This window comes from Ruoffia tabacinasalis, assembly GCF_005864045.1.
GTDB lineage: Bacteria > Bacillota > Bacilli > Lactobacillales > Aerococcaceae > Ruoffia > Ruoffia tabacinasalis.
Genome location: NZ_VBSP01000062.1, coordinates 1 through 9,946, shown reverse-complemented (window position 1 = coordinate 9,946; position 9,946 = coordinate 1). Strand labels below are relative to the sequence as shown.

Annotated in this window: 9 protein-coding genes and 2 pseudogenes; 2 read left to right on the top strand and 9 right to left on the bottom strand. The window is 35.4% G+C overall.

Annotated elements, in window-relative coordinates; all coding sequences use genetic code 11:
- The first annotated feature begins 494 nt into the window (after positions 1 to 494).
- Both FEZ33_RS11240 and FEZ33_RS11235 read left to right on the top strand, forming a co-directional pair.
- Positions 495 to 683 (top strand): nitroreductase family protein, encoded by a 189-nt coding sequence (locus FEZ33_RS11240; protein ID WP_138405471.1) that lies wholly within the window; start codon positions 495 to 497, stop codon positions 681 to 683.
- Positions 684 to 704: 21 nt separating this feature from the next.
- Positions 705 to 893: a nitroreductase family protein gene (locus tag FEZ33_RS11235; protein ID WP_138405470.1), complete on the top strand. Its 189-nt coding sequence runs from the start codon at positions 705 to 707 to the stop codon at positions 891 to 893.
- Between the two features lie 84 nt (positions 894 to 977).
- Here FEZ33_RS11235 and FEZ33_RS11230 read toward each other — a convergent pair.
- From FEZ33_RS11230 to FEZ33_RS11190, 9 genes and pseudogenes are all read right to left on the bottom strand, one after another.
- A pseudogene (locus tag FEZ33_RS11230) lies at positions 978 to 1,415 on the bottom strand (VOC family protein); the annotation flags it as partial.
- A gap of 90 nt (positions 1,416 to 1,505) precedes the next feature.
- On the bottom strand, positions 1,506 to 1,715 hold the full coding sequence (locus FEZ33_RS12905) for a VOC family protein (protein ID WP_138405473.1): 210 nt from the start codon (positions 1,713 to 1,715) through the stop codon (positions 1,506 to 1,508).
- 41 nt (positions 1,716 to 1,756) lie between these two features.
- Positions 1,757 to 1,864, bottom strand: a pseudogene (locus FEZ33_RS13020) (VOC family protein); the annotation flags it as partial.
- Between the two features lie 169 nt (positions 1,865 to 2,033).
- Entirely contained in the window at positions 2,034 to 2,621 is a 588-nt protein-coding gene (locus FEZ33_RS11215; protein WP_235888833.1) for an acetate uptake transporter, read from the bottom strand.
- 101 nt (positions 2,622 to 2,722) lie between these two features.
- Positions 2,723 to 4,531 (bottom strand): glutamine--fructose-6-phosphate transaminase (isomerizing), encoded by a 1,809-nt coding sequence (gene glmS / locus FEZ33_RS11210; protein WP_138405466.1) that lies wholly within the window; start codon positions 4,529 to 4,531, stop codon positions 2,723 to 2,725.
- Between the two features lie 389 nt (positions 4,532 to 4,920).
- Positions 4,921 to 5,415, bottom strand: coding sequence for a flavin reductase family protein (locus tag FEZ33_RS11205; RefSeq protein ID WP_212746707.1), 495 nt, complete (start codon positions 5,413 to 5,415; stop codon positions 4,921 to 4,923).
- A 121-nt stretch (positions 5,416 to 5,536) separates the two neighbouring features.
- On the bottom strand, positions 5,537 to 6,046 hold the full coding sequence (locus FEZ33_RS11200) for a phosphoribosyltransferase (protein ID WP_138405465.1): 510 nt from the start codon (positions 6,044 to 6,046) through the stop codon (positions 5,537 to 5,539).
- Between the two features lie 350 nt (positions 6,047 to 6,396).
- Positions 6,397 to 8,346, bottom strand: a complete 1,950-nt coding sequence (pulA, locus tag FEZ33_RS11195; RefSeq protein WP_138405464.1) for a type I pullulanase — start codon at positions 8,344 to 8,346, stop codon at positions 6,397 to 6,399.
- A 275-nt stretch (positions 8,347 to 8,621) separates the two neighbouring features.
- Complete coding sequence (locus FEZ33_RS11190; RefSeq protein ID WP_138405463.1) at positions 8,622 to 9,173, bottom strand: DUF402 domain-containing protein; 552 nt, start codon at positions 9,171 to 9,173, stop codon at positions 8,622 to 8,624.
- Between the last annotated feature and the right edge of the window lie 773 nt (positions 9,174 to 9,946).

Genomic DNA, 9,946 nt, shown 5'->3' with positions numbered 1-9,946 from the left:
TCTTTTAATTGAAAGGTTTTTTGGATAAAATGGTTCATGCGTAGATATTCTCCTTATGTTATTTGGTGGTACTTTTAATATAACGAATATCTGCGTCTTTTAGAAGACACAAAGATAGGGTTGATGACATTTTAATTTTTGTCATCAACCCTATTTATTGTAGAACCTGAAATACTCCCGAGAGGGAGTATTTTTTTATTTAATTATAATATTATCCTTTCATTATAATACTAAAAAATGAATTCAAAAAAATTATACGTAAGTTTTTGAAATTTAGAAACGTATGAAATAAAGTTAACAAAATAGCTATCATAACCTAATATTAGATTTTATGTTGAATTCGAGTTTAATATTTTCAATTAATATTCTAATATCGATATCTTTGATTCAAACAGATTTAACAAAAGAGGAAATTATTAGTCGCTTTCACGAAGTAGCAAGAGAAACTCCTTCTGCAAGTAACAGTCAAACAACTCGTTTAGTTGTATTATTTGGTGAAGAAAACGATAAAATTCTGGGACCATATCTTAGAAGTTCAAAAAGATGTTATGCAAAGTGCGATGTGGGATATATTCTCAGGTGTTATGGAAGGTGCTAAAGGCGCAGTAGTTACAATCTTCTTCTTCGAAGACCGTAATGCAGTTAAAGCTGGTCTAGGTGAAGGTGTTCGTGCAGATACCTAAAAAATTCATAACGATGCAAATATGCAATTCTCAATGTGGGTTACTTTAGCTGAATTAAACTTAGGAGCTAGCTTACAACATATGAATATTGGTTTTGAACAAGGCTTTGATAAATCAGTTAAAGAAATGTTCAACTTGCCTGCTTCATACGAACTGGTTGCACAAATGCCATTTGGTTCAATCGAAGGTACTCCAGGCGAAAAAGAATAAATTGATGATGAAGTACGTGTGAGTGTTATCGGTGAATTATCTACCAAGCAAAGGTAATTTCTCAAATTGGAAAAACACTTTTTCTTAACTCAACTCATACATTGTATATTCTAATGCTTCGATATCGAGTTTTTTCATATTTAACATCGTTTGTGTGACCCGCCAATGCTCTGCTTCTGAACCATTTTTCATCAGTTCATAAAACCTCACAGGCATTATTTGCCACTGGACACCGAATTGGTCTTTCAACCAACCACATTGCTCGAAGTCTGAATCATGGGATAGTTTATCCCAGTAATAATCGACTTTCGCTTGTGAACCGCACAGAATCATCAATGAATAAGCTTCATTGAAATTAAAGCCGCTGCCCATTCCATGATCCATCAGAGTTAACTTTTGACCATTAATATACAATTCACTATAATTTACTTTTTCGTGGATATCTTCGGCTTCGTCTTCATTATAATAAGATACCGCTTCGATTTCTGATTGGTTAAAAACTTCATGATAATAATTTAAAGCATCTTCTGCCTTTCAACAACTCTCACCACTAAATAATAAATTTAACTTGAGCTTTTGATTTACCGCACTATTTTCATCAACCATAATTTGTCATGTCACACCGTACTTGTCCTGAACCCAGGCATAACGTTCCCTATAAGGACAACTATCTAACGGTATTAGATCAACACCACCGACGGATAACTTCGCATATAAAGCATCAACTTCTTTAGCTGTATCCATCGAATCCATGATCGATATTGATGAGTTAAAACCAGCGTGTTCACTATCATTAAATGCTTCAAATGATAAATTTTCAATTCAAAATCCATAGATTCATAATCACCAATAAGTGTATCTTTAAAAGTTTCTCTGCGTATAATCCTTGAATTTTCAGATATCGACGTATAAAAATTACCCGCTTCTTCTGCTTCCTTATCAAACCATAGAGCTGAAACTAATTGCCTCATTACAATGTGCTCCTTTAAAATTGACAAAGTGACTATCTGTTCAAAGTGTATAATGAATGGGGATGTCGAGAGAAATCCCTTTCATTATATTGTTCGAAATAATGCGAAAAAGGCTACCTTGAATCAGTAAATTACTGATCAAAAGTAGCCCAATTATAAACTTAATTACTTATTGTACTTCGCCAATTGGTAATACGACTTTACCATATGTTTCATTAATTACTTGTGCCATTGCTGCATAAATTGCAGTAAATCCACAAATGATTCCTTCATAACCTGCGATTATTAAGATTAAAGTCGATCCGGTAAAGTTACCGATTGCCAATAAGAAGAATAAAAGTGTCAATGTTCCAAAGACTACTTGTAATGCTTTTGAGATGCGTAAAGTAGCGATAAACATAAACAATGTGAAGAAGCCCCACATAAATAAAAATGCAGCCATTGAAAGTGAATTAGCTGGTACTCCATATCCCATTTCTGAAAGGATGTTCAGAGCTGCTAAAGCCATCCAAAAAAATCCGTATGAAGTGAAAGCTGTCGTTCCAAATGTATTATTCTTCTTAAATTCCATAATACCCGCAACAACTTGTGCCGTACCACCGCAAAAAATTCCCATAGCTAGGATCATTGAATCTAGTGGAAAGAATCCTGCATTATGAATGTTCAACAGTATTGTTGTCATACCAAAGCCCATTAACCCTAAAGGTGCCGGGTTTGCAGTAATCTCACTAAATAATACATTTTTTTCTTTTTCCAAATCCATATCTCCAGTACAATACAATATTTTACACACTGTCTCTTATTGTACCTATTATACAGGCCTTTAGCAATGATTATTAAGGTTTACTTAAATAAAGCTTATTCAACTGTTACACTTTTAGCAAGGTTACGTGGTTTATCCACATCTAGACCGCGACCTAAGGCTGTATAGTATGCAATCATCTGTGTTACAACCACCATAACTAGCGGTGCTAATAACTCGTTCAAGTTAGAAACAATGAATTGATCATCTTCTCTAGATAAAGCATGTGTTGAAATTACCATCGTATTCGCTCCACGAGCTTTTACTTCTTCGATATTACCGCGAGTATGAGCTGAGGTTAGTTCGCCACTAATCAAAGCAATGACTGGTGTACCTTCTTCGATTAAAGCAATGGTACCATGTTTTAATTCTCCTGAGGCAAATGCTTCAGTTTGGATATAAGAAATTTCTTTTAATTTCAAAGCCGCTTCCATCGCTACGTAATAATCTGCAGTACGTCCAATATAGAAAGCATTACGTGTTTCCATTAAGTTTGAGTCAACCCAAGTTTTTATATCATCGCGTTCTGATAAGATTGATTCCATTGCTGAAGCTGCAAGACCAATTTCTTTAGCCATATCAAACGATGCTTCTTCAGATTTTAATGCACGAAGCGCATCCGCTAAAATTGCCATCACTGTAATTTGAGCAGTATAAGCTTTTGTTGAAGCAACTGCAATTTCAGGCCCAGCATGAAGTAATAAAGTATGACTTGCTTCACGTGAAAGTGTAGATCCTTTAACATTTGTAATTGTTAATGATGGATGACCTAATTCATTCACTTTCACTAAGGCCTGGCGACTATCTGCCGTCTCACCACTTTGAGTTAAGAAGATAAAGAACGGTTTTTCGCTTAGTAATGGAATATCGTAAGCAAATTCACTTGCTAAATGTACTTCAGTTGGGATTTTAGCTACTTTTTCCATGATGGCTTTACTTGCCCAACCCGCATTATAACTTGTCCCTGCAGCGATAACATACACACGTTCACTATTTAATAAGTCGTCTGTTAAATCTGTATCGATTTCAAACTCATGCTGATCATTTTGATATTCTTGAACCAAACGGCGCAATACTGCAGGTTGTTCATCGATTTCCTTAATCATATAGAAAGGATAGGCTCCTTTTTCTAAATCATTGGCATCTAATTCGGCAATATATGACTCGCGCTCAATAACATTACCATCAACGTCTTCGATGATTACGTTATCTTGAGTAATTGTGATCATTTCATTATCTTTAATTTCGATATACTCATTTGTATGTTCAATGGCTGCCATCGCATCAGAGACGATGACATTGAAGCCATCACCTTTACCAATCAATAAAGGACTTTTATTTTTAGCAGCATAAAGAACGTTAGGATCTAATTGATCTACCAAACCGAAAGCATATGACCCTTTAATCACTGATAAAGCTTTTTTAAAGGCTTCTTTCGTTGATAATTCTTCCGCTTCTACAAAATACTCAATTAAAGCAACCGCCACTTCAGTATCTGTATCAGAAGATAATTCAACACCTTGTAAATATTCTTCCTTAATCTCTTTATAATTCTCAATAACACCGTTATGAACAAGAAAAAGTCGTTGGTTGGCTGAGCGATGTGGATGAGCGTTATAAGTTGCTGCTGGTCCATGAGTAGCCCAACGTGTATGTCCAATTCCAACTACAGATTGTAAATCAAAGTTGACTTCGCTTTTTAATTTCGCAATGCGACCTTCTTCTTTAAATAGATGCCCATTGGCTTCTTTATCAACAACAAAAATTCCTGCTGAATCATATCCACGGTATTCTAATTTTTCTAAACCACCAATTAAAACTTCTTGTACGTTACCTTCTCCAATAAATCCTACAATTCCACACATTGATTTATTTCCTCTTTTCACCTAATTATTTTGCTTTTAGGTGTGTAAGTTAATCTCTGTACCAATATTTACACAATGGTTTTTATTAACTCTAAAGATTACACTACCTTGAACCATCCGCCGAAATCTCGATAAGTTCAATCCTCGTCACCTTATATTTAAGGCCTGGCGCTATCCTGTATGTTTATACTCCTTTTAATTATTTTCTAAAAGCTCTATTACTTTATCTTATAGAAGACCATTTGTCAAAATATTTTTTTGTCTATTTAAGCTGATAACCTTAACAATATAGTATTACCAACATTATAAATCTATTTAATTTCAGTCAATCAATTCAGATATAAACAAAAAAACTCGAGAACTTTTAAGCAACTCGAGGTGTTTATCTCTTAATTTCCATGAAATGTGAGTGGTAATGGTCCGACTCTTCTTTGGTGGTATAGCAATGGATTTTGAATATTTGTTGTGATGTGCTTGACGCTTCCAGTAATAATCGCATGGTCGCCCGCCTCTATTGTTTCAAAGATATCACATTCAAACATCGCATAAGCGCCTTCAATAATAGGTAAGTCACTTTCTGAAAAGCTCCACTCAATCTGTGCGAAGCGATCAATATCTTTGCGCGAAAAAATATTTACAAGTTCCAGTTGACTTCCAGCTAATAAATGAACAGCAAATTGCTTGCTATGATTGAATATATCATAAGATGATGACTTATTACCGATTGACCATAATACTAATAGCGGGTCTATCGAAAGTGATGTAAAAGAGTTAGCAGCAATGCCCACAGGGAGTCCTTCATCATTTGTCGTCGTAACAATCACAACGCCTGAGGGGTAATTTGCCATTGCATCTTTAAATAACTGAACTGTATTATCTTCCAACTTTGTATCTCCCTTTTTATTTATTAAATCATTTCCAGGTCAATCTAACATATATTGGAATGTTTGTAAACAAAAGCAACCCAACCTAATTTTAAGGGGGGTGCGCGATTAAATAATCGGATTATTTTCCTAGTAAATGTTGGACATTATAACTATCAAATTGCGGAAAGTTATCATAGTAGGCACTAACTGAGCCTAAAAATGCTTCTGGAATTTGTACGTAGTAATTGTTATCCACGACTTTCTCCAGAGCTTTAAACGTGTCTTCCGGAATAATCGGAACCGCCACACTAATACTTAATGATTTTTTAGAGCGGACAGACTCGATTGCCGCAAACATTGTATGCCCGGTCGCTATTCCATCGTCAACCAGGATAACATGTTTATCGTCATTCATAAGTGGTTCGCCACCTTCTGCCATCGCTCCAATTGCAATTTCAGAGTTCATAGGGTGGCCTATCTTTTTGGCTAAGATGACATCTAATGGAATATTAAATTCATCGGCTATTGTCAGCCCTAATGGTACTCCACCCCGTAGCATCGCCAATACTATTGTGATTATTGAAGCTTTCACCTTTATCTTTTCTGTTAATTGCTTTGCTGCATCTTCTCTATCAGTGAATCGATTCATCCTTCCCCTTTCTTTAATAACTCACAAACACTTTTCTAAAGATATCGTCTACAATTCTGTAATATCAATATAACGCCTGGTTATTGTCTTTATCCACTGTCACATAAAATATGTTTATCTATACTCAAAATATAACATATTATCAGTATATTTCGTGATAATATTTTAAAAAAAGTTCAATTACTTACGCTTTCGAATCCATCTCTTTTAAAAACACGAACATTCTATAGTAAAACGATATAACAACTGACATTATAGATTCTTCATGAGTCATAAATACTGCACAAAAAACCACTACATTTGTTAGATATATCTAACAAATGTAGTGGTCTGTTCTATAAAATGAGTGATTAGTCGAATTTCTTTAAGAGTAAGGTGGTGTAAGAATCGATAAGTATATTATCAATTTCCCCTGTTAAATTGTCATCATCTAGATAAACGCGGCGATTATTCACTTTTTTAATATACTCACCTTTTTTAACTGGAACATTTAACATATTTCCTTGAGCATTGAATGTCACAAACAGCTTATAACCGTCACCTCTATAAGTCAATTGAACAATTTGGTAATCTGCTCTAGTTACTTCAATTCTTTCTTTAATCTCTTCATAAGTTGATAAATGGAATAAAGGTTCTTGATTTCTTAATTTAATAAGGTTTTTAACTAACTCGACTGACTCACGATACTCATCTTGTCTTAACCAATCAAGTTTGTTAATTGCATCTGGTTTATTGTAGCTATCTCGGACACCATTTTTCGTTCTGAGAAACTCCTGTCCCGCATGAATGAAAGGTATTCCTTGTGATAACAGAATAATTGTCGTCGCTAATTCATGGCGTTTCGTAATAGTGTTCTCATCTAAATTCGGATCCGCTGCTCTTAATTTATCATACAAGGTAAAGTTGTCATGCGCTTCAACATATTGTATCACTTGTTGAGGATCGTTGTATGAACCAAAGTCAACACCTGCCAAGACATTTTGAGCAACTTGTTGTTCCATATGCCAAGCTCCGTTAATAAAGCCTCGAGCGGTTGCTTCGAAGTCATTTCCTTTTAATGCTTCTCTTAAGCCATCGTTAAATTGCCCGACTCTTGGCATTAATACTGCATTATTATGATTGGCTACCATATTTCCACTTAAGGGTGTGTATAAATCCCAGCCCTCACCAAAAAGTAAGATACTTGGATCAATTTCATCCAATGCTTTCCGCACGGTATTCATAGTGGTTGTGTCATGGATTCCCATTAAGTCAAACCGGAAACCATCGATATGATATTCTTTAGCCCAATAAGATACACTGTCTACAATGTACTTGCGCATCATATAACGTTCTGAAGCTGTATCGTTTCCGACACCCGTTCCATTCGTAAACTGTCCAACGTCATTATATCGGAAAAAGTAACCGGGTACAGTGAGGTGAAAACTATGGTTGTCCACTTCATAAACGTGATTATAAACAACATCCATAATCACTCGCAAGCCCGCATCATGAAAGGCTTGTATCATTTGTTTCATTTCTTTTATTCGCGTAAATGGGTCATAAGGATTTGTTGAATAAGATCCCTCTGGTGCACCATAATTTTGTGGGTCGTAACCCCAATTATATTCGCGTGGCTTTTCGACGGTCTCATCTATGGTTTGGTAATCAAATAAAGGTAAAAACTCCACATGAGTCACACCTAATTCTTTTAAGTAGTCGATACCAGTTGATGAGCCGTTGGGATTCGTTGCATTCTCTTCAATGGCCCCAAGAAATTTTCCTTTATGAGTGACACCGCTATCCGAGTCTACTGTGAAGTCGCGCAAATGCAGTTCATAAATCACTGCTTTACTAATATCATCCATCTCGGGCATTCTTTCTCCCCAGTTATCAGGATTCGTTCTGTCTAAATCAACAACAACTGAGCGTTGGCCATTGACAGTCACAGCTCTCGCATATGGATCATTTGACGTATTTACTCTACCATCAAAAAATGTTAACCGGTAACGATACGTTAGACCATGGTTATCTCCTTCAATTGTATGGGTAAATATCTTATCGTCTTTAGACCGCTCCATTACAATATTTTCTTTTAATACACCGTAATGACCATCATAAATTAAAATTTCAACTTGAGATGCGGTTGGAGCCCATAATTTGAATTCAGTTTTGTCCTTACTATAAATTGCGCCGAGTTTTCCTGGATAATAGTTCCTTTCAACAAAGACTGAATCATGACTAATTTGATTTATAATTGTAGTTAAATAATTGTAATTATATTTTGGTTCACTTTGAGACGTTGGATTATATTGTTTCATTAAATTACTCCTATAATTTCTTTCTTACCAGGCAAAAGTTTCAGTTGGTTTAATTCATCTCATATTAACTTAATTTATGTTCGTTTGTGGGTGATTTTTGGGCGATATATTATTAATCTTAGTTAATCTATAATACACAAAATATATATTCTGTCAAAACAAAGACCTCTTAAAAGATTGGTATCTTCTAAGAGGCTCAGTATCGTGGGATATCATCGCATATCGCTCTTTCGATGGCGATTCAATAATCTCCCGTTAAGCGAATTCACTACTATTTAGTTATTATTTATTTTGTTGCGATGTGTTAGCTGACAATAACGTTCATACCAAATATCTATAAATTCTTGAGAGAATGGTCCGCGACCTTCGTCAATCCATCTCACTAATTCTTGTATTTGGTATTTGATAATGCGATCTATCTCATCTGAATAATGATACCGACGCCCATGTATTTCATATTCATCTAAATCCAATAAACGTTTCTCCCCATCTGGAAAAACTTTGATATCTAAATCATAATCAATATATTTCAAGGCTTCGTTATCCATCACATATGGTGAGGCTAAGTTACAATAATATGTAACCCCTCGTTTACGTAACATTGCGATGATATTGAACCAAAAATGTTTATGATAGTAGACAAGTGCAACTTCACGTGTAACCCATCTACGGCCATCTGATTCGACTACCAATGTATGATCATTACAACCAATAATTGATTGCTCACTCGTTTTTAAGACCATATTATCTCGCCATGTCCTGTGCAACGAACCATCGTGTTTATAACTTTTAATAGTGATGAATTCACCTTCTTTCGGTTGTTTCATCACTTAACCCACTTTCTATATTATATATTACGTTCCAGTCTATCGACTGTATGGTTATTCTCGATTATTATAACATAATACTTACACTTGTGTTACAAAATGATTTGAGTATTGACGTTTTATATAAAATAGTTGCTTTGATTTAAAATTTATCACTGTAGTCGCTGCTTTATTGATTGGTAATTTTGGTTCAGTGTGTTAATTTCCACTGTCACCTCATGACATGTCCTGTTAAACTTCCAATTTGCCTTGTCACCTCATGACATGTCCTGTTAAACTTCCAATTTCTCTTGTCACCATATGACATGTCCCGTTAACCCTCCAATTTTCCTTGTCATCATATGACATGTCCTGATAGAGCTCCAATTCCCCTGGTCACCTCATGACAAGTCCTGATAGAGCTCCAATTCCCCTGGTCACCTCATGACTAGTCCCGTTAAACACCCAATTTCCCTTGTCACCATATGACATGTCCCGTTAAACACCCAATTTCCCTTGTCACCATATGACATGTCCCGTTAACCTTCCAATTTCCACTGTCACCTCATGACATGTCCTGTTAAACTCCTAATTCCCCTTGTCACCTCATAACAAGTCCTGTTAAACTTCCAATTTCTCTTGTCACCATATGACATGTCCCGTTAACTGTCAAGTCCATAATCTTGTGTAAAAGTCTCAATGTAGTTATATCATCTGGTCATCATGCACATTACACTTGTAAGAATGTCCGAGCGTTATTTTCCCAATTTTCGTGGAAATCAATTAATATCGAA